18 protein-coding genes and 1 pseudogene are annotated in these 24810 nt (G+C 57.5%); 10 read left to right on the top strand and 9 right to left on the bottom strand.

Going from position 1 to position 24810, the window contains the following annotated elements:
* Positions 1-86: 86 nt before the first annotated feature.
* Positions 87-650: a helix-turn-helix domain-containing protein gene (locus ACR1XV_RS12235; protein WP_480531660.1), complete on the bottom strand. Its 564-nt coding sequence runs from the start codon at positions 648-650 to the stop codon at positions 87-89.
* A gap of 116 nt (positions 651-766) precedes the next feature.
* Between ACR1XV_RS12235 and ACR1XV_RS12240 the strand changes: the two genes are divergently transcribed.
* Positions 767-1942, top strand: coding sequence for an acetyl-CoA C-acyltransferase family protein (locus tag ACR1XV_RS12240; RefSeq protein ID WP_480531662.1), 1176 nt, complete (start codon positions 767-769; stop codon positions 1940-1942).
* 96 nt (positions 1943-2038) lie between these two features.
* On the opposite strand, the gene ubiB is transcribed toward ACR1XV_RS12240, so the two are convergent.
* Positions 2039-3568, bottom strand: coding sequence for a 2-polyprenylphenol 6-hydroxylase (gene ubiB, locus ACR1XV_RS12245; RefSeq protein ID WP_480531664.1), 1530 nt, complete (start codon positions 3566-3568; stop codon positions 2039-2041).
* Complete coding sequence (gene ubiE, locus ACR1XV_RS12250) at positions 3569-4321, bottom strand: bifunctional demethylmenaquinone methyltransferase/2-methoxy-6-polyprenyl-1,4-benzoquinol methylase UbiE (protein WP_480531666.1); 753 nt, start codon at positions 4319-4321, stop codon at positions 3569-3571. It abuts the gene before it with no gap.
* A gap of 86 nt (positions 4322-4407) precedes the next feature.
* On the opposite strand from ubiE, the gene mutM reads away from it, so the two are divergent.
* From mutM to recF, 6 genes are all read left to right on the top strand, one after another.
* Positions 4408-5259 carry a bifunctional DNA-formamidopyrimidine glycosylase/DNA-(apurinic or apyrimidinic site) lyase gene (gene mutM / locus ACR1XV_RS12255; protein WP_480531668.1) on the top strand — a complete coding sequence of 284 codons (852 nt, stop codon included), beginning with the start codon at positions 4408-4410 and terminating at the stop codon, positions 5257-5259.
* A gap of 66 nt (positions 5260-5325) precedes the next feature.
* Positions 5326-6102, top strand: coding sequence for an enoyl-CoA hydratase (locus ACR1XV_RS12260; RefSeq protein ID WP_480531670.1), 777 nt, complete (start codon positions 5326-5328; stop codon positions 6100-6102).
* A gap of 229 nt (positions 6103-6331) precedes the next feature.
* Entirely contained in the window at positions 6332-6595 is a 264-nt protein-coding gene (gene rpsT, locus ACR1XV_RS12265; protein ID WP_480531672.1) for a 30S ribosomal protein S20, read from the top strand.
* Between the two features lie 543 nt (positions 6596-7138).
* Entirely contained in the window at positions 7139-8509 is a 1371-nt protein-coding gene (dnaA, locus tag ACR1XV_RS12270; RefSeq protein WP_480531674.1) for a chromosomal replication initiator protein DnaA, read from the top strand.
* A gap of 225 nt (positions 8510-8734) precedes the next feature.
* Complete coding sequence (gene dnaN, locus ACR1XV_RS12275; protein ID WP_480531676.1) at positions 8735-9856, top strand: DNA polymerase III subunit beta; 1122 nt, start codon at positions 8735-8737, stop codon at positions 9854-9856.
* A gap of 59 nt (positions 9857-9915) precedes the next feature.
* A complete protein-coding gene (gene recF / locus ACR1XV_RS12280) occupies positions 9916-11010 on the top strand; it encodes a DNA replication/repair protein RecF (RefSeq protein ID WP_480531678.1) in 1095 nt (364 codons plus the stop codon).
* On the opposite strand, the gene ACR1XV_RS12285 is transcribed toward recF, so the two are convergent.
* On the bottom strand, positions 11007-11573 hold the full coding sequence (locus ACR1XV_RS12285; RefSeq protein WP_480531680.1) for a carboxymuconolactone decarboxylase family protein: 567 nt from the start codon (positions 11571-11573) through the stop codon (positions 11007-11009). The two genes, recF and ACR1XV_RS12285, sit on opposite strands and share 4 nt — an antisense overlap.
* Before the next feature lie 100 nt (positions 11574-11673).
* Here ACR1XV_RS12285 and ACR1XV_RS12290 point away from each other — a divergent pair, with 100 nt between their 5' ends.
* Positions 11674-12240: a TetR/AcrR family transcriptional regulator gene (locus ACR1XV_RS12290; RefSeq protein WP_480531682.1), complete on the top strand. Its 567-nt coding sequence runs from the start codon at positions 11674-11676 to the stop codon at positions 12238-12240.
* 101 nt (positions 12241-12341) lie between these two features.
* Entirely contained in the window at positions 12342-14759 is a 2418-nt protein-coding gene (gene gyrB / locus ACR1XV_RS12295) for a DNA topoisomerase (ATP-hydrolyzing) subunit B (RefSeq protein ID WP_480531684.1), read from the top strand.
* 576 nt (positions 14760-15335) lie between these two features.
* Here the strand turns inward: gyrB and ACR1XV_RS12300 are convergent.
* The 4 genes and pseudogenes from ACR1XV_RS12300 to ACR1XV_RS12315 form a co-directional block, all read right to left on the bottom strand.
* Complete coding sequence (locus ACR1XV_RS12300) at positions 15336-16151, bottom strand: hypothetical protein (protein WP_480531685.1); 816 nt, start codon at positions 16149-16151, stop codon at positions 15336-15338.
* A 612-nt stretch (positions 16152-16763) separates the two neighbouring features.
* A complete protein-coding gene (locus ACR1XV_RS12305; protein WP_480531687.1) occupies positions 16764-19037 on the bottom strand; it encodes a hypothetical protein in 2274 nt (757 codons plus the stop codon).
* 229 nt (positions 19038-19266) lie between these two features.
* A complete protein-coding gene (locus tag ACR1XV_RS12310) occupies positions 19267-20340 on the bottom strand; it encodes a hypothetical protein (protein ID WP_480531689.1) in 1074 nt (357 codons plus the stop codon).
* Between the two features lie 469 nt (positions 20341-20809).
* Positions 20810-21748: pseudogene (locus ACR1XV_RS12315) on the bottom strand (aminotransferase class IV).
* 333 nt (positions 21749-22081) lie between these two features.
* On the opposite strand from ACR1XV_RS12315, the gene ACR1XV_RS12320 reads away from it, so the two are divergent.
* Positions 22082-22822, top strand: a complete 741-nt coding sequence (locus ACR1XV_RS12320) for a hypothetical protein (protein WP_480531691.1) — start codon at positions 22082-22084, stop codon at positions 22820-22822.
* Positions 22823-22971: 149 nt separating this feature from the next.
* Here ACR1XV_RS12320 and ACR1XV_RS12325 read toward each other — a convergent pair whose 3' ends face one another.
* On the bottom strand, positions 22972-24738 hold the full coding sequence (locus ACR1XV_RS12325) for an adenylate/guanylate cyclase domain-containing protein (RefSeq protein WP_480531693.1): 1767 nt from the start codon (positions 24736-24738) through the stop codon (positions 22972-22974).
* Between the last annotated feature and the right edge of the window lie 72 nt (positions 24739-24810).

Raw genomic sequence — 24810 nt, forward strand, 5'->3', positions numbered from 1 at the left:
CGTGTCTAACATAGCGGATGTAATTCCCAAATAGGAGAATTACAGTATGAAGGAAAAATATCCGTGAAGGCGGAAAATCGCTGATGTCAGGCGTTCTTGACGATCAGGAACACCCGCGCCGGTTGGGCGGCTGATATGGAATGCGCGATGTCGGCGGCGTAGCGGGCGGTGTCGCCCTGCCCAAGGTCCGAGACCGCGGTGCCCGAGGTGATGCGGACGGCGCCCTCAAGCACGGTTAGTTGCTCGCGCGCGCCGCGCGCATGGGGCTGGCTGTTCAGCGCTCCGCCGGCGTCGAACTGAATGTCATAGACCTCGTGCCCACCGGCCTCTTCCGGGGGGGAGAGGATGCGAATCCGGCATTTCTCGCCCATGTTGTCGATGCTGGGCACCTCGGCGCTGCGCAGCACTTCGATCCGGTCGGCGATTTCGCCGTCTTCCAGAAGCCCGGCGAAATCGACCTGCAGGGCGCGGGTCAGGTTCCACAGGGTCGAGATGGTGGGGCTGCTTTCTCCGCGTTCGATCTGGCTGACCATGGACCGGGACACACCGCTGAGGTTGGCCACGGCCTCAAGCGACAGGCCCTTGGCGCGGCGGGCTTCTTTCAAGCGGGCGGGCAGGCGTGTCAGGATATCGTCTGAATTGTCCGTCATGACGGAATCCATGCGCCTTGCGGGGCCAGATGTCAATTCCACCCGTGACGGGACGTCCCATGGGACAGGGGGATGCTGCAGGTGCATACTGTTTCCGAATCCTGGAGGAGAAAGACATGACCGATATCGTTATTCTCGATGGTGCGCGCACCGCGATTGGCACCTTTGGTGGAGCGCTGGCCTCGACCGCGCCGATTGATCTGGCAACCGTCGCAACCGAGGCGGCGCTGGAGCGGTCCGGGGTTGAGGGGGCGCAGATCGGGCATGTGGTGTTTGGTCATGTGATCAATACCGAGCCGCGCGACATGTATCTGTCGCGGGTGGCGGCAATGCAGGCGGGGATCCCGAACGGTACGCCCGCGATGAATGTGAACCGTCTGTGCGGGTCGGGCGCGCAGGCGATTGTGTCGGCGGTGCAGGCCCTGATGCTGGGCGATGCGGATTTTGCCGTGGCAGGCGGGGCCGAGAGCATGTCGCGCAGCCCCTATATCGTGCCTCAGGCGCGATGGGGCGCCAAGATGGGCGATGTCACATCGCTGGATATGATGCTGGGGGCGCTGAACTGTCCGTTTGGGACCGGGCATATGGGCGTGACGGCCGAGAATGTGGCCGACGAGCATCAGATCAGCCGCGCGCAGATGGATGATTTCGCGCTGACCAGCCAGACCCGCGCTGCAGCGGCGATTGAGGCGGGGCATTTCGACAGTCAGATCGCGCCGGTGCAGGTCAAGGTCAAGCGGGATATGGTGGATTTCAAGGTTGATGAGCATCCCAAAGCCACGACCGCCGAGGCGCTGGCTGGGTTGCGTCCGGTGTTCAAGAAAGATGGCCGGGTGACGGCGGGCAATGCCTCGGGCATCAATGACGGCGCGGCTGCGATGGTGCTGGCGACAGCGGATGCGGCTGAGAACGCCGGGTTGAAACCGAAAGCGCGTGTGTTGGGTTATGCCCATGCCGGAGTGCGCCCCGAGGTGATGGGGATCGGACCGGTTCCGGCGGTGCAGAACCTGTTTGCCAAGACGGGCCTGTCGGCGGGTGATTTCGATGTGATCGAAAGCAATGAGGCGTTTGCGGCGCAGGCGCTGGCAGTCAACAAGGAGCTTGGGCTGGACACGGCAAAGGTGAACCCGAACGGGGGAGCGATTGCTTTGGGACATCCGGTTGGGGCCACGGGGGCGATCATTACGCTCAAGGCGCTGTATGAACTGGAGCGGATTGGCGGCTCGAAGGCTCTGATTACCATGTGTATTGGCGGCGGGCAGGGGATTGCCATCGCCATCGAGCGGCTCTGATCCCGAGCTGGTCAGGGGGGCTGTCTGCCCCCCATCGCGCCGCTGGCGCGATTCCCCCCAAGGATATTTATGGCCAGATGAAGGGACGGATCGGATTTAGCCGAGGGCAGTGATCAGCAGGGTGAGGGCCGCGCCTGCGGCAGCGCCGATGGCGGCGGGCAAGAACATCTGCGAGATCCATGCGACCTGAGGCTCGTCCTTTTGCGTCTGGGCAATTAGCGCGCTTTCCACCAGCGCGGGCAGGCGGGGGCCGAAGCGAGCCAGCACCAATGCGGTTTTGCCGAAATCGCGCAGGACCGCGCGGGGGCCGATGGATTTCTTGATATAGTCCTCGACGACCGGGCGGGCGACTTCCCAGATGTTCATATGCGGGTCGAGCGAGCGCGCGACGCCTTCGACCACGACCATGGTGCGTTGCAGCAGGATCAGTTCTGTGCGGGTTTCCATGCCGAAGCGTTCGGTGACTTCGAACAGGTAGTTCAGCAGGCGGCCCATCGAGATGTGGGTGGCATCCATGCCGAAGATGGGTTCTCCGACTGCGCGCAGGGCGCGGGCGAATTCGTCGACGTCCTGGTTGGCGGGGACGTAGCCGGCCTCGAAATGCACTTCGGCCACGCGTTTGTAGTCGCGGCGGATGAAGCCGAACAGGATCTCGGCATAGACGCGGCGGGTGTATTCGTCGATATGGCCCATGATGCCGTAGTCATAGGCGATGATGTCTCCGTTCGCGGCGACCTTGAGGTTGCCCTGATGCATGTCGGCGTGGAAATAGCCGTCGCGCAGGGCGTGTAGCAGGAACAGGCGCAGGACGCGTTCCGCCAGATCGCGGCGGTTGTGGCCGGCGGCATCCAGCGCATCGTTGTCGCCCAGCGGGATGCCATCGGCCCAGCTGAGCGTCATCACCCGGCGCGCGGACAGGGACCAGACCACGGGGGGGAGCCAGAAGCCCGCGTCATCCTTGGTGTTGGCGGCGTATTCTGACGCGGCGGCGCTTTCGAGGCGCAGGTCGAGTTCTCCGCGGACCACACCGTCGAAATGTTCTATCACTTCCATCGGGCGCAGGCGGCGCGCGCCGGGGGCGCAGAGAGAGACGATGCGGGCGGCGAAATAGAAGGCGTCGACGTCCTTACGGAAGGCGCGTTCGATTCCGGGGCGCAGGACTTTGACGGCGACGTCTTCTCCGCTGCTGGTCAGCTTGGCCTTGTGGACCTGCGCGATGGATGCGGCGGCGATGGGTTCGCTGAAATCGCTGAAGATTTCTGAGACGGGTTGGCCCAGCTCCCGTTCAACCTCGGCCATAGCTTCGGCCTTCGAGAAGGGCGGCAGCTTGTCCTGCAGGACGCGCAGTTGTGCCGCCAGTTCGTCGCCGACAACGTCGGGGCGGGTCGAGAGCACCTGACCGAACTTGATATAGGCCGGGCCCAGAGCGGTCAGCGCGCGAGTTGCGGGCGGCATTTCGGGGTCGCCCTTGTAGCCCAGCCATTGGAACGGTTTGCCCAACGCGTGCGCTACGATGCGCAGGGCGCGTGGGGCCTCGAACGCATCCAGCACCACGTTCATGGCGCCGGTGCGCTCCAAAGTGGCGCCTGTGCGGATCAGGCGGATGATGTTGTGCGGACCGCGCATCTAGATTTTCCAGCCGGAATGCAGCGCGGCGATGCCCATGCTCAGGTTGCGGTATTTGGCGTTTTCGAATCCGGCGGTGCGGACCATCGACAGGAAAGTGTCCTGATCCGGGAATTTGCGGATCGATTCCACCAGATACTGGTAGCTGTCGTAATCATTGGCGATCAGTTTGCCCATGCGCGGGATGACGTTGAAGCTGTAGAGGTCATAGAGCTTCTGCAGCCCGTCATTGGGTAATTGGCTGAATTCCAGCACCATCAGGCGGCCGCCGGGTTTCAACACGCGGTAAGCCTCGTTCAGCGCCTCTTGCGGACGGGTCACGTTCCGGATGCCGAAGGAGATGGTGTAGACGTCGAACGTGTTGTCCTCGAACGGCAGCGCCATGGCGTCGCCGACCACCCAGTTCAGGCTGTCGGCCATTTGGTCGGCTTCGGCGCGCTGGCGACCTTCGACCAGCATCGGCTCGGTCAGGTCCAGAACGGTGGCATGGCCGTGGCCTGCACGTTTGAGAAAACGGAAGGAAATATCTCCGGTGCCGCCCGCCACGTCCAGCAGGCGCTGACCGGGGCGCGGGGCCAGCCAGTCCATCATCGCGTCTTTCCAGACCCGGTGGATGCCCATCGACATGACATCGTTCATCACGTCGTATTTCGAGGCGACCGAGTTGAACACGCCCTGCACGCGCCCGGCTTTTTCAGCCTCGCGCACGGTTTCAAACCCGAAATGAGTGGTCTTGTCGCTGTTGTCGGACATTTGCCTTGCCGTTCGTCGAATTTCGCCTCTGTTATAAGGCCATGAGAGGCGGGCACAATGCGGCCCTTTGGAATGGGAGCCATCTAATGCCCGAATTGCCCGAGGTCGAGACAGTAAGACGCGGCTTGACCCCAGCGATGGAGGGGGTGGTGATCGAACGGGCGGATGTGAACCGCCCCGATCTGCGCTGGCCGTTTCCCGAACTTATGGCCGAGCGGCTGACCGGGCAGACGGTTCAGCGCCTGCGGCGGCGGTCAAAATATATCTTGGCTGATCTCAGCAGCGGAGAGACCCTGTTGATCCATCTGGGCATGTCCGGGCGGATGACGGTGTCCGGTGATCCGTTAGGCCAGTTCGTGCATGACCATCCGGCGTTGCAAAAGCATGACCATGTGGTGTTTCACATGGCCAATGGTGCGCGGATCACCTTCAACGACCCGCGCCGGTTTGGGACGATGGATCTGTTGCCGACGGTCGCGGCAGATCAGCACAAGCTGCTGTCGGTGCTGGGACCTGAGCCCTTAGGGAACGACTTTCACGAGCAACACCTGATCGATGCGTTCAAGGGCAAGAACACCCCGGTCAAATCGGCGCTGCTGGATCAGGGAATCGTTGCCGGTCTGGGCAATATCTACGTCTGCGAGGCGCTTTATCGCGGCAAGGTGTCGCCACGTCGCAAAGCCGGACAGATTTCTGCGCCGCGCGTCGCCGCGCTGGTGCCGATCATCCGGCAGGTGCTGCAGGATGCCATCGATGCCGGAGGATCCTCCCTGCGCGATTTCCGCCAAGCCGATGGAGAGCTTGGATATTTTCAGCACAGCTTTGACGTCTACGGGCGCGAAGACGAGCCCTGTCGCACTGACGGATGCAGCGCGACGATCAAGAGAATCACCCAGTCTGGTCGCTCATCCTTCTATTGTGCGCAATGCCAAAGATAACTTGATCCAGCGCAACCGCGTGGTAAGGAATCGTACCTGAACGGAACAACCGGAAGCTTATACCTCATGGCTTTTGAGACGATCATCGTCGAAATCGAAGACCACGTCGCCCTTATCAAACTCGACCGCCCCGACGCGATGAACGCGCTGAACACCCAGCTGCTGGGTGAACTGTGCACCGCGCTTGAGGATGCGGACGGCAATGACAAAGTGCGCTGCATTGTCATCACCGGCTCGGACAAGGCTTTTGCCGCAGGCGCGGATATTAAAGAGATGTCCGAGATGAGCTTTGTCGATGTGTTCGACATCAACCTCTTTGCGGATGCCAATGATCGCGTCACGGCCATTCGCAAACCGATCATCGCCGCCGTGGCTGGCTATGCGCTGGGCGGCGGGTGCGAACTGGCGATGTTGTGCGATTTCATCATCGCGGCGGATACGGCCAAGTTTGGCCAGCCCGAGATCAATCTGGGCGTCATCGCCGGTCTGGGCGGTACGCAGCGCCTGACGCGCTTTGTTGGCAAATCCAAAGCGATGGACATGAACCTGACGGGTCGCTTCATGGACGCCGAAGAGGCCGAGCGCGCGGGGCTTGTCAGCCGCGTTGTTCCTGCCAAGAAACTGGTGGAAGAGGCCGTGGGCGCGGCCCAGAAGATTGCCGAAAAATCCTTGCTTACGGCTGCCGCGGCCAAGGAGGCCGTGAACCGCAGCTATGAGATGCCGCTGAGCGAGGGGATGCTGTTCGAGCGGCGAGTGTTTCATTCGATGTTCGCCACAGAGGACCAGAAAGAGGGCATGGCGGCGTTTCTGGAAAAGCGCGCGGCACAGTTCCGCGACAAGTAATCCCGTCTTTGGGTGCGTAAACAGGCGGGCTTTGGCCCGCCTTTTTCATGGCCGCAACGCGGGTTCAAGAATCCGCTTGGCAAACTCGGACAACTTGGATAGTAAGCGCCGTCATACATGCGCGTGCGGCCCGCCTGGCCCGACTCACACTCGTGATTTCTGATCCGGTGCGGATAATTCCCGTGGCGCGCAACCCAAGATAACCGTACCGAACAAAGGTCAAAGTCACATGGCAAATTCGCCCCAGGCAAAGAAACGCGCCCGTCAGAACGAAAAGCGTTTCGCCGTCAACAAAGCACGCCGCTCGCGCATCCGCACCTATCTGCGCAAGGTCGAAGAAGCGATCGAATCCGGCGACAAAGATGCAGCAGCCGCTGCCCTGCGCGCAGCCCAGCCCGAGCTGATGCGCGGCGTCACCAAAGGCGTCTTCCACAAGAACACCGCTTCGCGCAAAATGTCCCGCCTGTCGGCCCGCGTCAAAGCGCTGGGCTGATTCTGTGGGAAAACGCGTCAAGCGTTGATCTGCGAAAAAGGCGTCGCCAAGTGCGGCGCCTTTTTCATTGTTGCCCGAAAGCCGCGTCTTCACGAAACCGAGAGATTCTTTCGCCCCGAACGCCGAGTCAATATCAGAGTTTCGTTGCCCGCGGCGGCACCCTGTTGTTACCACTAGATCAGCGATTCACTCGCTTGGGGGGACAGGCTGTTCCAGCGATCTGACTGACGGGCATCGGAAGGATCACGGGAACGAATGTTCGAAAGACCGGTTTTGGCCGGATGGACGATCTGCTCTGGGTTTCGGGTATCCCGACAACTCTGGCCCTGTCGAAACAGTGGAAGTCATGCGCAACCCGGTCTCCGGGTGCGTCCCCTTTACGGGGTGCTGCCTTATTGGGCCGCGCTGGTCTTCGATCTTACCCGCCAGACTCTGTGGTCTGGTGACGGTATCCTTGTGTGTGAACGCGCCATAAGACCCGGAAAACCGGGACATATTAATAAGGCCGCTGGGCCAATAAAGATGGGATGCGTGAGGCGCCGAATGACACAAGAGAAATGGGGACAGTTGCGGAACAAGTTGATGAAGGCTGTTGGTAAGAACAACTTCACCACCTGGATCGAACCTCTGAAATTTGAAGAGTTGCAGGACGGAGTGGCGGTGTTTTCTGCCCCGACCAATTTTATGGGCAACTATGTCAGTCAGAATTTTGCAGACCTCATTCTTTATGAACTGAACACGTCCGGCGAATCCGTCCAGCGGCTGGCGTTCCGCACGGCGGCGAACTCTCCGGCGCGTCCGGCGCAGGCCGAAGCCCCGAAGCCCGCGCCGAAGCCCGCCGTGGTTGACGTGGCAAATGACGCGCTTGAGGCGCTTCAGGCGGCCCCGCTGGATGCGCGGTTCACTTTTGACAGTTTCGTGGTCGGCAAGCCCAACGAGTTGGCCCATGCCGCCGCGCGCCGCGTGTCCGAGGGTGGTCCGGTTACCTTCAACCCGCTGGTTCTGTATGGCGGCGTCGGCCTCGGTAAGACCCACCTGATGCACGCCATCGCGTGGGAGCTGAAAACCAAGCACCCCGAGCTGAACGTGCTGTACCTGTCGGCGGAACAGTTCATGTACCGTTTTGTTCAGGCCCTGCGCGAGCGTCGGATGATGGATTTCAAGCACCTGTTCCGTTCGGTCGACGTGCTGATGGTGGATGACGTGCAGTTCATCGCCGGTAAGGATTCCACGCAGGAAGAGTTCTTTCACACCTTCAACGCGCTGGTGGATCAGAACAAACAGATCATCATCTCGGCCGATCGCGCACCCGGTGAGATCAAGGATCTTGAGGACCGCGTGAAATCGCGCCTGCAATGCGGTCTGGTCGTTGATCTGCACCCGACCGACTACGAATTGCGTCTGGGCATCCTGCAGAACAAGGTGCAGCAATACGCCACCACATATCCCGACCTGACCATCGCGGATGGGGTGCTGGAGTTCCTCGCACAGCGGATCTCGACCAATGTACGCGTGCTGGAAGGGGCTTTGACCCGCCTCTTTGCCTTCGCCTCGCTGGTGGGTCGCGAGATCGACATGGACCTGACGCAGGATTGTCTGGCCGATGTGCTGCGCATGTCCGAGCGAAAGATCACCGTCGAAGAGATTCAGCGCAAAGTGTCCGAGTATTACAACATCCGCCTCAGCGACATCATTGGCCCCAAACGCCTGCGTTCTTACGCGCGTCCGCGTCAGGTGGCGATGTATCTGTGCAAGCAACTGACCAGCCGGTCGCTGCCCGAGATCGGTCGCCGGTTCGGTGGTCGTGACCACACCACGGTGATGCATGGCGTCAAGCGGATCGAAGAGTTGAAAACAACCGATGGCCAGATCGCCGAAGATGTCGAGATGCTGCGCCGGTCGCTTGAAGCCTGAGGTCAGCCCGATTTCCCGCAAAACGCCCCGGACCTCACGCCGGGGCGTTTTCTTGTGCGCTATAGTCCACGGTCGGACCGGAACTGATGCGTAGCGGGCACCCGCCCCTTGACGCCTCGCGTATTCCGACCCAGAAATCCATAAAAAATCCTTGTGCCTCAGGGCTGAGACGCTAACGTGCCAGTCCCGCCCATTTTCGGCACGCAAGTCAAAGGAACAGAGGGTATGAAGATCAGCATCGAACGCGGCACCCTTCTCAAGGCCGTTTCGCAGGCCCAATCCGTGGTTGAGCGCCGGAACACCATTCCGATCCTGGCCAATGTGCTGATCGAGGCCGAAGGCGATCAGGTGCAGTTCCGTGCCACCGATCTGGATATCGAGGTGGTCGACAAGGCCCCCGCGCAGGTCGAGAAGGCCGGGGCGACAACCGTGGCGGCAACCACCCTGCACGAGATTGTCCGCAAGCTGCCCGATGGCGCACTGGTGACGCTGACAGCAGACAGTGCCGCAGGGCGTCTGACGGTTGAGGCGGGTCGGTCGAACTTCTCTTTGGCGACGCTGCCGAAAGAGGATTTCCCGGTCATGGCGTCCTCGGAATATGCGTCGAACTTTACCGCCTCGGCGGCGCTGCTGCGGCGGTTGTTCGACAAGTCGAAATTTGCGATTTCCACCGAAGAGACGCGGTATTATCTGAACGGCGTCTACATGCACGTCGCGGATGGGTCCGAGGGCGGCAAGGTTTTGCGTTGCGTGGCCACCGATGGCCATCGTCTGGCGCGGATCGATGCGGATTTGCCGGATGGCGCGGCGGACATGCCGGGCGTGATTGTGCCGCGCAAAACCGTGGGTGAGCTGCGCAAGCTGCTGGAAGATGACGAAATGGATATCGCGGTATCGGTCAGCGAGACCAAGGTGCGGTTTGCAACACCCGATATCACCCTGACCTCGAAAGTCATCGATGGCACGTTCCCGGACTACACGCGCGTGATCCCGCAGGGCAACACCCGCAAGCTTGAGGTGGACGCCGCCGAGTTCGCGCAGGCCGTGGACCGGGTGGCGACTGTTTCGTCTGAACGCTCGCGAGCGGTCAAGCTGCAGTTGGATGGTGACAAGCTGGTGCTGTCGGTGAACGCGCCGGACAGCGGTGCGGCTGAGGAAGAACTGGCCGTGGCTTATGGCGATGAGCGGTTGGAGATCGGCTTCAACGCCAAGTATCTGCTGGAGATTGCGTCTCAGGTGGATCGCGAGAATGCGGTGTTCATGTTCAACTCGGCGGGTGATCCGACCCTAATGCGTGAAGGCAATGATCAGAGCGCAGTCTATGTGGTTATGCCGATGCGCGTCTGATCGCGCTGGCGCGCGATGCCTCCGGCGGGAGTATTTTTGAAAAGATGAAGGGAGGGGTCATGGGATTGGCCCTGACCGAGCTCACGGTCTCGCATTTTCGGTCTCATAAGCTGGCGCGGTTGGTTTTGGACGGGCGGCCGGTGGCGATCCATGGGCCGAATGGGGCCGGCAAGACCAATATTCTGGAAGCTGTGTCTTTGTTCTCGCCCGGACGCGGGATGCGCCGGGCCAGCGCGGCTGAGATGACGCGGCGGCCCGAGGCGCTGGGCTGGAAGCTGTCGGGACTGTTGCAGGCGCAAGGGCAGGCCTATGAGATCGAGACATGGTCCGAAGGCGGCGCGGCGCGGCAAGTTCGGATTGATGAGAAGGCGGCCAGTCAGATTGATCTGGGCAAGCTGGCGCGGGTGGTCTGGCTGATCCCGTCGATGGATCGGCTGTGGATCGAGGGGGCAGAGGGGCGGCGGCGGTTTCTGGACCGCATCGCGCTGAGCTTTGATCCTTCGCACGCCGAGGCGTCTCTGACCTATGAAAAAGCCATGCGGGAACGCAACCGCCTGCTGAAAGAGCAGGTGCGGGACGCGCATTGGTATGCCGCGCTAGAGGGGCAGATGGCCGAGACGGGACACCGCATTCATGCGTCCCGCCTGACGGCATTGGAGCACTTGCGCGGGGCGCAGGATCAGGCGGAAACCGCGTTTCCTTCTGCTGATCTGGAGTTGGTGCAGACCGAGGGTGCGATGCCCGAGACTGCGGACGACCTGCGCGAGGCGTTGAATGAAAGCCGGTTTCGGGACCTTGCGGCGGGCCGGACCTTGGTGGGGCCGCATCGGTCGGATCTGTATGGCGTGTTCGCGGCCAAGGGGGTGCCGGCCAAGGATTGTTCGACCGGGGAGCAGAAGGCGCTGTTGGTTTCGTTGATCCTGTCGAATGCCCGGGCTTTGGCGGGGATGGTGGGCGCGCCTCCAATCGTGTTGTTGGACGAGGTGGCCGCGCATCTGGATGCTGGGCGGCGGGCGGCGCTGTATGACGAGATTTGCGCGCTGGGCGCTCAGGCCTGGATGACGGGCACCGGGCCTGAGCTGTTTGCGGAATTGGGGGACCGGGCCCAGACGCTGATCGTCAACGACAGCGGCGAGGGCTCGGTCGTGGCCTAGGCGGGCTCGCCGACTTTACGTTCCCACAGGAAGCCGCGCATCACCTCGTCCACCGGCGTCTGCGCCATGTGGTTGACGTAGTTCGACATGGTTTTCTGTGCAAGACCCAGAACCACGTCCAGTACCGCGCGGTGCGAGTAACCTGCGTCGAAGAAGGCCTGCAGCTGTTCGTCGGTCACGTTGCCGCGGGTCTGCATCATTTGCAGGGTGAAGGTGCGCAGCGCCTCAAGCTTGGCCGAGGGCAGCGGCGTTTCGTTACGCAGCGCTTCGGTGATGTCGTCCGAGACCTTCATCATCTTGGCGATGCCGGTATGGGCGGGCACACAGTAATGGCACTCGTTTTCGACGTTGATGGTCTGCCAGACCACGGTTTTCTCGTCATTGTCGAAATCGGTCTGCGTGAAGAGGTGGTGCAGAACCTGATAGCCCTCAAGATGTTGCGGGCTTTCGGCCATGACCTTGTGCAGGCCGGGCAGGCGGCCGAAGGCGGCTTGTGACTTTTCCAGCAGCGGTTTGGACCCTTCAGGGGCGGTTTCAAGGTCGTGGGACGGGAAGTTTGCCATGTCAAAACTCCTGATTTTGGCGCGATGAGACAGAAATAGGGTTTATTGAGCGATCACTCAAGTATATATTTGAGCGGACGTTCAAGAATTGGTGATGACCATGCCCCGCAAACCTTCCTATGACCGGGATGCCCTGATCGAACAGGCGCGCGATATCTTCTGGTGTCAGGGCTGGGCGGGCACCTCACTGAAGGACCTTGAACGCGAGCTCAAACTGAAGCCCGGCAGCTTTTATGCGGCGTTCGGGTCCAAGGATGCGCTTTATGCGCTGGCGATGGACCGCTATGCGCAGGATGGCGTGGCGCGTCTGATGGCGTTGGCGGAAGAGGACGGGCCGCTGGCCGCGCTCAAGGCTCAGCCGCTGCTGGTGATCGCGGGGGCGGACGCCCGGGCCTGTATGCTGGCCAAGACCTTTGCCGAACTGCGCGCCAAGGATCACGATCTGGCCGAGCAGGCGCGCGGGCATATGGCGGCGATGAAAGAGTGTTTTGCCACCCTGTTCCGGCGCGCGCAGGCGGCGGGTCAGATCGGCCCGGATCATGATCCCGACCGGCTGGCGGCGCGCTATCAGTCCGACATTCTGGGCCTGCGTTTGTCGGCCGAGCGCAGCGATGTGGATGCGCAGGCGATTGCCGAAGATATCGCCGCCGATCTCGACCGGCTCTGATCTGCCGACCTGCCCCGAAGACACACAAAATCTTGGGGGAGCGCGTGACAATCCCCACCAGAGAACGTATAAGTTACGAAAATAATATAGGTACTCACGGCATGTCCGAAGACGCACAGGCACCGCAGGAATATGGCGCCGATTCCATCAAGGTTCTCAAAGGGTTGGAGGCTGTTCGCAAGCGCCCCGGCATGTATATCGGCGACACCGATGATGGCTCGGGTCTACACCATATGGTGTATGAGGTTGTCGACAACGGAATTGACGAGGCGCTGGCCGGTCACGCCGACCATGTCACCGTGAAAATCCACGCCGATTCCAGCGTTTCGGTCAGCGATAACGGGCGCGGAATCCCGGTCGATATTCACCCGGAAGAGGGCGTGTCGGCCGCCGAGGTCATCATGACCCAGCTGCACGCGGGCGGTAAGTTCGACAGCAACTCGTATAAAGTGTCGGGCGGTCTGCATGGGGTGGGCGTTTCGGTGGTGAACGCGCTGTCCGACTGGCTGGAACTGCGCGTCTGGCGCAACGGCAAGGAACACATTGCCCGTTTTGAGGGGGGCGAGACGGCTGAGCATTTGAAAGTGATCGGTGAGTGCGGCGATCAGACCGGCACCGAGGTGCGGTTTCTGGCCTCGACCGATACGTTTTCGAACCTCGAGTATTCGTTCGAGACGCTGGAAAAGCGCCTGCGCGAACTGGCGTTTCTGAACTCGGGTGTGCGGATCATTCTGATCGATGAACGGCCGGCCGAACGGCTTGAGACCGAACTGTTCTACGAAGGCGGCGTCAAGGAGTTTGTGAAATACCTCGACCGGTCCAAGACCGCCGCGATGCCCGAGCCGATCTATATCAAGGGTGAGCGTGACGACATCGGCGTGGAAATCGCCATGTGGTGGAATGACAGCTATCACGAGACGGTGCTGCCCTTTACCAACAACATTCCGCAGCGCGATGGCGGGACGCACGTTGCCGGTTTCCGGGGAGCGCTGACGCGGACGATCAACAATTACGCGCAGTCCAGCGGGATTGCGAAGAAGGAAAAGGTCAGCTTCACCGGCGATGACGCGCGCGAAGGTCTGACCTGTGTGCTGTCGGTCAAGGTGCCCGATCCCAAGTTCTCGTCCCAGACCAAGGACAAGCTGGTGTCGTCCGAAGTCCGCCCGGCGGTCGAAGGTCTGATGAATGAGAAACTGGCCGAGTGGTTTGAAGAAAACCCCAATGAGGCCAAGACCATCGTCGGCAAGATCATCGAGGCCGCCTTGGCCCGCGAAGCCGCCCGCAAGGCGCGCGAACTGACCCGCCGCAAAACGGCGATGGATGTGAACTATCTGGCCGGTAAGCTGAAGGATTGTTCCGAGAAAGACCCCTCGAAGACCGAAGTCTTTCTGGTCGAGGGGGATTCGGCGGGTGGATCAGCCCAGACCGGCCGGGATCGCCTGACGCAGGCGGTGCTGCCCCTGCGGGGGAAAATCCTGAACGTCGAACGTGCCCGGTTTGACCGGATGCTGTCGTCGCAGGAAATCGGCAATCTGGTGATGGCGCTGGGCACGGGCATTGGCCGTGACGAGTTCAACATCGAAAAGCTGCGCTACCACAAGATCGTCATCATGACCGACGCGGATGTGGACGGCGCGCATATCCGGACGCTGCTGCTGACCTTCTTCTACCGGCAGATGCCGGAACTGATCGAAGGCGGATATCTCTATATCGCGCAACCGCCGCTCTATAAGGTTTCACGTGGAAAGTCAGAGGTTTACCTGAAAGATCAAGCCGCTCTGGACGATTACCTGATCCATCAGGGCGTTGAAGGTGCGGTGCTGAAACTGGGCTCAGGCGAGGAAATTATCGGGCAGGATCTCACCCGGGTTGTGGACGAAGCACGGCAGCTGAAACGCGTGCTGGACGCCTTCCCGACGCATTACCCGCGCCACATTCTGGAGCAGGCCGCCGTCGCTGGGGCCTTCGTGCCGGGCGCGGTTGACGCCGACCTTCAGGGCGTCGCTGACAAGGTCGCGGCCCGCCTCGACCTGATCGCGCTGGAATACGAACGCGGCTGGCAGGGCCGCATCACGCAGGATCATGGCATCCGTCTGGCCCGCATCCTGCGCGGCGTCGAAGAGGTCCGCACGCTCGACGGCCCCATGCTGCGCTCGGGTGAGGCGCGCAAAACCGGGTCGTTCACGCAAAGCCTGCAGGAGGTCTATAACACGCCCGCCACGCTGGTACGCCGCGATCGGATGCAAGCCATCCACGGCCCGCTGGACCTGCTGCGCGCGATTCTGGAAGAGGGCGAAAAGGGCCTCTCGCTGCAGCGTTACAAGGGTCTGGGTGAGATGAACCCCGACCAGTTGTGGGAAACCACGCTGGACCCCGACGCCCGTACTCTGCTGCAGGTCCGCGTGGACGACATGGTCGAGGCCGATGACCTGTTTACCAAGCTGATGGGCGACGTCGTAGAGCCGCGCCGCGAGTTCATCCAGCAGAACGCGCTGAGCGTGGAAAACCTGGATTTCTGAAGAAATGTAGGTTTGCGCATAACACTTCGCACATCCCATAAGTTTGCGCAGTTCGCCCATAGTCTTGCGCTGCGCGATTGTCGGCATCGGCGACGAATTCAATAAGGCTTGGCTTAGTCGTTGTGGTTACGACCCTTTGCATTTCTCAATCCGCAAAGGGCCACCCTAAGGAATATTGGATTCTCGCGAAGGTCTGCGATGCGCAGAAAGCGGACTTTGCAAAGTCTAGCGGATGGCCCATGGGAGGACGCAGCGACGCCGCTTGCCATGGCATTTAGCGCTGAACACACCTGCCTTGGCATCTCAAAGCATTTTGACGTTCCGGAAAGCGTCCCAACTCAGCAGGTTTCGTGAAATATGACAAGTGTGACACTGAGGTCCGAAAATTAAGTGAGGAACAGCGAAAGTTCTAATCGCCTGAATATCTGCGTATCATAGTCCTTCCTTTGCTTGGACGGATTAACAACACCTCAATGGCCTGATTGCAGGGGGCTGAGTCATGCCTCACTCAGGTAGAACAGGCATATATCTCAGAGCAGATTGGCCAAACAAAACATTTTGGGAAACGTCCTTTCGCTATTTTGAGAACAAGTGTGCCTGAATTAGGCTTGAGTCTTGTTGCGGGTGCATCATGAATGCATACATGGAAACTTGACCCAAGTTCGCGGAACGCTCACGACGAATTTTTGACAAAGGATTATTGACCAGCCAAATTCCATCCGGTTCTGTCGCCATTCTTAGCGGATGCTTCTTGAATACAAACATAGATCTGATGAAACGCCTAAGGTACTTCTCATATTCTTCAATTTTCGCATCTCGAACTGGAAGAGTTACTTTCTTTTTTCCTAAAAGCCCTTTTTTCTCGTATTCGGCAGAGGCGAAAAATGCACCTTTGTGAATTGGCAAAGGAAACTGCCCGGCCACTTGTTTATCAAGCCTTGAATGCGCTTCTGACAACAATGAATTTAAATTTTCGTCGGTAAGGGCTTCTTGCTCTACCCATTTCCAAAATCTTCGATAGCATGTGGAAACGCGTTTATAGTGCTCATCTTTTGAAACGGCTTTAAGCTTTGGAACTTTCCACCCTGGCGTTGTGGATATGAACTCCCCACATTCAGTTAGGTACGTCCGGACCTTACCAGCTAGGCGAACCAATGCACCTCCTTCTTTCAATCTATTGCCATACAAGTACAGTTGATTTCCTTCAGCTTCGGAATATCCCAGTTCGTTAATTGACTTCTCATCCTTCCGATATGAACGTGAGAGATCTTCGCGATTATTGGTCCGTTCTCGTAGTTGCTCGAACAAAACTTCTTGGTTGTGGATTAGGCGGCCATGACTAGTTTGCCCCAAAGAGGTGTGCGGATCGTATACGTCTTTTTTCCAAGTCACTTAACTTCCTCCGAACCTTTATATTGGCTGAGGGGGAACTTTCTACGTCTGTTAAAAAGTCACCCAAGAATGCTGGTCATATCGCTTTCTGTAAGAACTACTGAAATTCGTGTTTAAAAACCCGGACAACCCGCTGATCGTATTTTTCCAATGGCAGCGGAAGAACCGGCCAATGAAAAAATACCAAGATCCCAGTCTTCCCACCAGGTTTGCGCGGTTGATCCCGCTTGCAGCGCTCTTACGAGAGGAAGAACACCAGGGCGCCCTCCTGTTGAGCATTGATTGGCTTCACACGACACAGGCACATTGATGCGGGACGCTGCGTTTCCGTCTATCACAAACCCAAGGAAACCGCTGTTAGCCTGACGCATGGAACTGGGTCGAATGTCTGGCCGGACAACTATTCCAACCTCGCCACTGTTTCCACAGTCTACAATTAAGGTCGAACCATCAGACCCCGCCACGGATGCCGAGCCGGCGGGGCCGCCATCTGGTGAATAAGTCCAATTGGCCAGAGCCGGAAAGGGTAAGTTTACTGTCGCGCAAACAAGGAAAGTTTGAAGGGTTGCGATCCGAGTCATCTTTAATTCTCCTGACAAAAACAGAAACTTGTCATTCCAACGTACGGCTGATCGGCCAGACGACTATTTTGTTTTCGTCCAGCTTTTGCTCCGGGGCAGTGTGCATCGGATGCCAACTGGGGCTAATCGATGTTAGGTGACCGCCCGCCGTCACATTCAGTACGTTTGCCACCCATTCTATCCGAGCACCCTCTGGCACACGCAAAATCAGCCGGTCATTTGAATCTCCAAACCCTGAAAACGCGATGCGCCGCTTCAACCCTGTGATCACAGGCGTCAGAAACACCCCTGAATCAATAATGACGGTATCCGGCACGCCGTCTGGCGCGGCTATGAATTCAATCGATAGCCCGTCAAGTCGGCAAAGGATTGCAACGTCGTTGCCGGGTCCAAGAGTGACCGATCCATTGCCGGTAAAGATATAGGCTGTATCGTTACCAGCGCCCAAATCAACTGAGCTGTGCGAGAGGATGCCGTGTTCGGAATCTTCATCTATCGAATTTAAGATGACCGTTTCATCCTGGCCGCCATACCGAACCTGCAAGGGAGTATGCTCATCCAGATTTGGCAGGTTTTCCGGGCTCGCGCTGCTGGCCGGTAAGTTGGATTGGTCACATACAAGTGTTGGAGGCGTGCTATCCGGTGTTATACCGGCGAGTGTTTTGGCGTTTGACCAACTCTGTTCCGCAAAGGCAAGGTTTTCCGCCGGGACAACTTGGATAGCTGCTTTGCGAACCTCTATATCGTTCAGTAACGGTGCCGGCGGCAAAACGCCGGTTTGAACTGCCGCCTTCAATACAGACGAATCCGGCGCGTTCCCGTGGTACAGCCTGACCAGCAAAGGACCGTAAGTAACATCGGTGCTGTACCCACCCGCCGACGGCTCGACCACCGGTGTAAAGGGTGCGGGCGGCAATATCAGGCGATCCGTTTCCGGTTGAAACTCTGAAACGGAAACCCGCCGTGAGTACCCTTCGGGAATGCCAGCCAGAACGCCTTCTGAAATAACAAGCGTGTCTGGGTCTTCGTCCATTGCGGCATCTCCATTCCCAAGAGAAATACCCGCATCGATATCTTCGACCGAACACAGCACAACGAGATCCGACCCACGGCCAGCAATCAAGGCGCTATCCGGTGCAACGTTGTACAACCACAATTGGTCGTCGCCACCGCCAGCCAATAGTTCATGCCCCTGCCCATCGCCGACATGAACGATCTGATCATCACCGTCCAGCCAGGTGCTTTCCCGTGTGTCATGGCTTTCAGGTGTTACATCAACTTCGGCTGTATCAAGCCCATCAAATTGTCGGATCGACGCGCATGTCCCATTCCTGCTGACCTCCAGCCCGATTTTCCGGTAAACAGACGGATCCGTGGCGCGGTCACCTTCGTGATGATCATCATGTCCGTGCTCGGCATGTTCATCAGAATTGTGGACCATAGCACCATGATCTTCGCGTTGCCGGACTGTCTGCTCTGCAACCACGGCCAACAATTCCAGAGTTCCCGGTGGGTCTGGTTGCACTACCTCTGTTTTGATACCTGTGGTTGGATGCGGTGCGGCCTCATCGGTTATCTGGATGTCAAGCTGAATTGGACCGGCTTGAACGAGTGTTCTCCACGATGAGTCTTCTACTATCTTCGGTGCAACCGACGTTGGCGACCGGAGAATGATACGATCCGCACGGGCGTCAAAGCCGGAGATCATTATCCTTGCGCCGCGGATTTCAATTGGACGACCACCCAGATTGACTTGATTGGTTCCGATTGCCTCTGCCGAAGTGAAGGCGCTGGGATGAATTACGATCAAGTCGGGAACGGAATCCGGAGTCATTTCGCCGCCACTTGTTCCAACCAGGTTGATCGTGCTGACCAGAGAGCAGACATGGATCGTATCGCTCCCGTTCTCGCCGAGAGCATTGCCATGTGGTGAAGGGTTGACGACGAAAATCGTATCATTGCCGTCTCCGGCAGAGCTGACGGTTTCCTCCCCTGGACCCAGCAATACCGTATCACTTTCCTTGCTGTAAAAGTGTTCTGACAGGGGCATGCCAAACTGGAAGTCTGAAAGGGACTCGCGATCCATTTCTGAGCTGATGCTCGACGATGGGCTATCGAAGTCGGGTGCCATAAATTGTTCAAGACATGTAGCGTTTTCGTTCGGAAAACCCTCTGCCAATGCCTCAGAGCGCGCACTTACTAAATGCGCAAACGCGAATGCTGCGATCACTGTGGAAATCAATTTGGAACCAGTCGCGCCAAGCACTTTTAACCCCCAGAAACACCAACTGACTGCCAGATCCACGATTTTCTGGGGGTACATCTAGCTTAAAGAACTAGGTCAAATCGGTTCATTGGCTCCGATGCGAATTGACAATTTTTCGCAATGTCTTCGGCCTAGTCAAATTTCCCAGAACAATAGGACGAAGGTTAGGACGAGGCGCGATTCGCATCAAGTGATGGCAAAAATAGGTTCCACAGAAACACCCTGCTGTCCTAGTGAATAGTGGCTCGTTTTGGCCAAGCAGCACCCTCTATTCGTACCAATCACAATAGATGCTATTCGTCCTAACGTTGCATGACCTGTAATCCTGAGTCACCCGCCAATTGGAGCCGTCAACTTGCACCGACACCCATCTCGGGCCTGAGAGAGTTATCATAGTGTTCAAGAACGCGGTAATGGGCTCCAGCTTCTTATCTCCGAAAAGCGCTCGGCCAGAGAACTGACAGAACACGAGACCGTCTTTTGCCACAAAGCAGTCATGCAGCTTGAAGTCATCGTATTCAAATCCCGCATTCTCTGCGCCCAGGAGTAAACTGTAAACGCCCACTGAAAGCCCATAGTACTTGGACAGGGCGAGTTGCAACTGTTCGGAAGTAGGTTGGCGACCGATGGGCTGACCGTTAGCAACTTCGGCAACACTAGGTGGCGGCGGTTCGTAGTTCGGATCGCTCATAGCGCAGTGTCGAAGAAGCGGTAGCAGATCTACTTCGTATCCACTCAGGTTTGCCCCACCGCCGAGCCTTAAATATTTCTCGCCTTCTTTGAGTATCACTTGCAGGTTTCCGGTTGGCCCTAGGCTGGAGGCAACCTTGCCGTTTGCGGGTACTTCCACCGAAATTCTGAACATCGTTGATGGACCATTCGCCTCATCCAGTGTCGGGACTGCCCCGAGTATCGTTGCTCCGTCCGGCAAAACTGTATCCAGGCCGATTGGGCTGGAAATGAGTTCCACATTTGAAATGTACCCCGGCTTGATAAATTCAGGCACGTCGTCAGTCCCATATGGATTTACAACAAAGGTCATTCGAAGCACGCCCGGTGCCGAGCAATCAAACGTGGAAGCCAGAAAGTCTCCGTATCTCCAGTTATTCTCTTTTCGGTAGGCAAGCACGGGTATGCCGTCGACCGAAAGCAGCGTTACTGAAACAGGCACGCTTCTGCTAAGAACTAGGTTGGTTCCTCCAGCTTCCGCACGTTGAACGAGGTCGCTCAGATAGTCCATTGTAGCGCGGGCTTGATTAGCGTTCTGGGCCGAAGTTGGTGAAGCGACCACAACAACTGCCAGCCATGCCAACAAAATGATCCTGTGAAATGCGATATGCATGATTGCCCCCCTGATACCAAAAACAACTTTGTCAATGTAACGATCTCACTCGACCCAAGTTCAGGCAAGCCCGGCTTCGGAGAATGCCCTTATAAGTGCGAGGTAACTCATCCTTTTCGATGATTATGACCTCAGCAAATTGGTCTACGAGCACAGTTGCCGTCATCAGACCGACCTGCCATACCTGCCCCGACTACAATAAGCGCGTTGCCGTACTAGGCCATCAATCACAGTGGCTCTCATTTTCGTTCGGAACGAAGACTAGATATTCTGGATTTTTTCAGGCTCCGCCGTTTTTCCCCAAAAGTCGGGCGCTCGAATTGTCCCCTTGTCGGGATCTAAAAGCTTATTAGTTAAGGTCCGCTATGGGCTGCGATCAGAAAATTGTGTAAGACGCATCCAGCAGAGTCATGGCTCCCAAAACTACATTCCACCACTGGGTAAACCCGACACCGACTGACAGCTATTTTTAATTCAAGTATTTTATCACAAGCCTCTTGTTCTTCTCGTTGTGCATTTCCCAATAAAGCTTGGTGATCTGACTTGTGATATGGCCGGGAGATCCAGCACCGATATTTTGTCCATTCACTTTGGTCACTGACATGATCCCTCCGGCGGTTGAAGATATAAACACCTCGTCTGCACCCAGGAGTTGGTCTCGGGGTATGTCGACGGCTGAGCAGTCAAATTCCAGGTCCGTGCAAATTTCGAAGACCGTCTGACGAGTGACCCCGAGAAGCACTCCGAGCTTTGGTGTAAGGACTCTTCCGTCGATGACGGCAAAAATATTGAATCCGGGCCCTTCAGACACGTTCCCATTTGTATCGACAAGGATCGCCGTGTCGGCACCGCGGTCGTAAGCCTCATAGAGGCCTCTCACCAGATCCAACCAGTGATAGTTCTTCACAGTTGGATCGACTGAATTAGGCGGAATGCGGACCAAGGATGATATTGCTGCATGTAGCCCATGCTTCGTCTGCTATGGATTAGCCGCCGATCCAAACGGGATTGCGAACGCGATGAACTGATTGATGGCGTCACGTGGATCCCGGCTGAATGTCGGAGACATGCCGCGAGTACAAATAAACTCGACGTAGGCGTTCTTTAACCCGGAAAGTGCGACGCATTTGTGCAGTATCTCGATGATCTGGTCTCGGTCATATTCAATCGACATATGCAGCTTTTCCAAACCTGCGAAGAACCGATCAAGGTGATTTTCGAGTCGAAAGAAGGCTCCGTTCCAAACATGGACGACATCATACGTCGCGTCGGAATGAAGTAGCCCATAGTCCAGCACCGAAATCTTGGCTTCCGAAATCGGCAAATACTGCCCGTCCATGAAAGCCACGCCAGGAGGATATGTTTTAGGGTCAGAGTAATGCTCGGAGAGATTGGGGAAAACAGTCATGAATAGAAGCTACCGGAGTGCGGACAGAAACCGCAATGTCCGTTTTGGGCTGCGAGCCTGAAGCATCTATCTGCAATGAAAAGCTCTCAAACTGGGCTTTAGGGCAATTTAAGTTGACAATTCATCTGTGAAATCGCCGGATTTCTTGAGCAACAATCTTGGAGGTGGTGAACGCTCGCCGCTCCAGCCTATTGCCGACACCGAACTAGGAGATTCGCAATTTCTATCGACAGTTTTGCAGACACTGAGATTGCAAGACACCTGGCCGACGCTGCACGGCGTTGCCGCATAGTTTTCTTCACTGGATTACCAGCATCAGGAAAGTCATTCCTGTTGCGTCAGCAGATATCCATTTCAGTCTCCTTGGAACGTCGCGTGCATATCATGCGTTGGGATACAGGGCTCGCGGCGTTTCAGACCGAAGACATACTCGCAAAGTATCCGGATGTTTCGGATGGAACTCATCCGTTGATCCGAAAGGCAGCCGGGCTGTGGGGGCGGAGAGCACTGGCGCGATGGCTGGCGGAGAATACCGACCCCACAGGCATGATTGTCGGTGAAGTCCCTATCATCGGAAACAGGTTTTCAGAGTTCATCCAGGCGCAGCCCGATCAGATTGAGCCTGCCTTAGCTTCCGAGGAAACCACATTCATCTATCCGGTTCCTACAAAGGGCTTGCGTACCAATCTCGAAGCTATTCGAAGATCTACGTTTGCGAACCCCAGACATCCCGATGAGGCTAGGGACGCGCCGCCGTCCACAATGGAATTGGCTTGGCGCCAGACATGTGCCAAGGCAGCGGAGTTGGGCTTAGTCTCTGAGGTGGACATCCATTCCCCGTATGAGGAGGCGATCTATGTCCGGTTTTTTGAGCACCTGCTGCAACACCGGAACGCCGTCAGAATTGCGGTCGATACGATTTATTCAGATGCCGGGTCAGCCCATGACCTGAATGCGAACATCTTGGAACTCAGTGCAAGCCCGGATGAAGTACGGTGTGTAATCGCAGAGGTAGAGGCTGCTTTTACAGTCGACGAAGCTACCCGAGACGTTGAAAACTGGTATCTGGTGTAGCCTCGTGTAAAAGTTCGCTCTTTGGCGTCTTGGAAACTGCAAAGTCTAACTGTGCTTGTCCGCTTTGGGTTCGCGCCGCCGAAAAAACAAAGCGCAGAGAAACGCGTCATTGAGGCCGCGCTGTTTGGACAAACGAGTTAATGTCGGTGTCAGCCGGTCAATCCTGCCGCCCGTAGCCCTTGGGCAAGACGTTCAAAATCATCTGGTCGCCGCCACATAGACCTGAACCCGCGGGCAAGGCTGTCGACCGTCTCATCCTCAACCACAATACCTCGACTTGTGAACTCATCGTGACGTTCGGTGACAAATTCTCGCAACGCGTCGGAGGCGTCTCGCTCTCGTTTGAGCTGCGCGTAAGACGCGGCGACAAAGGCAGTTGCCAGTGAGTTGAGCCGCGCTGCTCCCATCAGAAAACCAAGCGATGCTTCCAAGTTACCGTTGAAGAATTCGACCTGCCCCATAATCCAGTCGATGGCGGGCGGATGCAGCGGGTCCAGCCCCATAGCTTCCGAAACTACATCGCGCGCCTTTTCGTGCTGGCCTAGCAGTAGGAAAGCATAGCCGCACCAAGCCATCGACTCTGCCTCGCTGTCTATCATCGAAAGTGTCTTGTTGAATTGCGCCTCGGCCTCATCCCAAAGTCCAGCACAGAGATAAGCAAAACCAAGCTGGTCCTGAATGTAGACGTCACGATTATCCAGTGCCACGCCCTTTCGGGCAATTTTCAACGTGTGCGTGGGCGCGTCAGCGTCCGCCAGACCAAGCCACAAATCTATGACATATGTATCTGAAAGATACATATAAGATCGCGCGATGGTCGGATCGAGTGCGACCGCGCGTTCCAACAACGCTCTCGCCTTGGCCGTATCTCGTGCGTTCAGACCATCGCGTAGCGCCTTGCCCTTGAGCATCAGTTCATAGGCCTTCATCTGATCCGTTGGTTTCTGTGTCGAACGGTCGACGACATCGTGCTGGACCCTGCCTGGCAACACTGCGACGATATTTCGGGCCACCTCGTCTTGTACCGCGAGAACATCTTCCAGTTCGTGATCGTATCGATCCGACCAGAGGTGAGTGCCCGTACGCGCGTCAGCGAGCTGTACCGAGATTCTCACGCGACTACCGGCCTTTCGCACGCTGCCTTCAACCAGGTAATCTGCGCCAAGAGCCTCCGCGATTTTGGCCGGATCTGTGTCCTGTGTCCGAAACCTGAAAGACGCATTTCTGGAAACGACCTTAAGTGTCCGAAAACGCGATAAGCCCACAATAATGTCTTCGGCAATCCCGTCGCTAAAGAAGGCCTGCTCGGGGTCATCGCTCATGTTGTTTAGAGGCAAGACAGCAATAGTGGCTTTTCCTGATGATTCAGGCCGAGGCGGTTCAGGGCATACTGCGCTTGACCCGCCAATGCGCCAAGCATGTACCGGTTCGGCAACGTTCTTTACCGTGTGCTGACCAGCATCCTCCCAATCGACCGGTATACGGTTCCCGACCACACGATAAACAGCGTCCGACACCAACACACCGCCGGGCGGGGCAAGCCGCTCCAACCTTGACGCAAGATTCACACCGGATCCAAAAACATCTCCGTCGCGCATGATAATGTCACCAAGAGTGATGCCGATGCGAAAGCGAAGCGGGTCGGAGCCTGCCACTGGCGAATTTTGCCATTCAACCGCGCAGGACACGGCATCGACGGCGCTGTCGAAGCTGGCGAGTAGACCGTCCCCCATCTGTTTGACAATGCGACCGTGATGCCGACCGACAAGCGGAACGACGGTATCGTCAATGTGCGTAGAGAGGATTTCGAGCGTGCCTTTCTCGTCCCGCTCCATCCGAGCGGTAAAGCCGACAAGGTCAGCGATCAGGATGGCCGCCAGCTTTCGCTCCACGTGTTGTCCTCCTTTCTGTTTCATACTGGTCGCTACGTGTTTAGACCATGCGAAAGTGCACAGGGTCGGTTTCTGACATTGCTTGAAGTCGGTTGC

It is taken from the genome of Ruegeria sp. AD2(2025), from assembly GCF_056542385.1.